The sequence below is a fragment of the Mesorhizobium sp. Cs1299R1N1 genome (assembly GCF_037179655.1).
GTDB classification, from domain to species: Bacteria; Pseudomonadota; Alphaproteobacteria; order Rhizobiales; family Rhizobiaceae; genus Mesorhizobium; species Mesorhizobium salmacidum.
Genome location: NZ_JAPYKR010000083.1, coordinates 1 through 1333, shown reverse-complemented (window position 1 = coordinate 1333; position 1333 = coordinate 1). Strand labels below are relative to the sequence as shown.

Here is a 1333-nt window from a genome sequence, read left to right as displayed (position 1 = left end):
ATCTTTGAAGCTGCTGAGCGCACCTGACGTTCCCAGCCGGCCGACACCGGCCAAATCGTCGAGCCTGGCTTCAAGGCGCTCGATGTCGGCGTTGACTTGCGTGATCGGGTTCCCGTGCGAGGGGTAAGCCCTCTGCACTCTCTCCTTCTTCAAGGCGAGGATTGATTGCATGGTCATCTCCACCCCAAGGAGATCTCCATAGCTGTATTCCATGGCGTGTAGCTGGTACAGCCTGCCCCCTTGTACCATCAGATCGCCGGTAAACGCCATTCGTTGACCGTCGATTTCAGTGATCAAGCATACCATACCATACGTATGGCCCTTGGCCGGAAGAATTCTAAACGTCAGGCCTTCCCATTGAAAGTCCTCGTAGTCTTCAAGGATGGCATCGACGCGCAAATTCTTGCCCATTGAGAAAATGGAATTGCTGTCGTTATAGTTGTCGTAAATTCGCTTCGACTGCCAATAGGCCTCTACATCTTCGAACAGGTGTCGTTCGTATTCAGGGACGGCAACCTTTGCTCCAAGGGCCTGGAGGGCGGGCGTACCCCAGCATTGGTCCCTATGGTGGTGTGTGTGAAGGACCCAATCGATCCCCGTCACGCCGATCTCGCTAAGCCGCTGTGCGACCGCTCCCGATCCGGAATCGATCAGTACGCAGCGATTTCCCCGTCTGATCACATAGACGTTGCATGTGTCTTCGAACCGCCACACGTTGTCCGATAGCTTAGTGAACATCCACAATCCGATTCATCTGTGTGTTAAGATCGATCTGCAGTCGCGTTCCAACGACCTGCGGTCCCGGGCGCGGGACCGCTGCGCACCTGCACCGAAAGTGCACTTGCCGAAGGCACGGCTACCATCCCCCTTGTCAGAAATAGCTGGCTACCGGTTCGCCCAACACGTCAAGTCGCGGAGTGACTCCCAACCCGGGCACGTCCGGTGCAATGACCCGCCCGTCAATGATGTCAAAGGCACCGTCGGCGATTGTCTTGCTCACAAGTTCCCGGCAGTCGAAAACGCACCTCAGGTAACGCTCAGGAAATGTCTGGGCCAATTGCACGGTAGCCGCGAAAGCAATCTCGGAGCCTACCGTATCCATTACGCTCACGGTAAACCCGGCAGCAATGCCTATGTCGCGTTGACGCCGGCCTCTGGTCAAGCCACCGTTCTTGGAAACTTTGATCCCAAACCCGTCCGCCGCGTCATCGGCTACCAGCTGCAGGATCGACGCGTCGCTTATGGCAAGCTCGTCGAAGATGATCGGGATACTAGTCCGCCGACGCAATGACACGCATTCACGCCAGGTCGCGCAGGGTTGTTCCAGTACGAA

2 protein-coding genes are annotated in these 1333 nt (G+C 56.6%); both read right to left on the bottom strand.

What is annotated here, in order from left to right:
* The coding region (locus O7A70_RS33770; RefSeq protein ID WP_337144199.1) for an MBL fold metallo-hydrolase at window positions 1-738 on the bottom strand (738 nt) is incomplete at its 3' end.
* Between the two features lie 133 nt (window positions 739-871).
* The coding region (locus O7A70_RS33765; RefSeq protein WP_337144198.1) for an enolase C-terminal domain-like protein at window positions 872-1333 on the bottom strand (462 nt) is incomplete at its 5' end.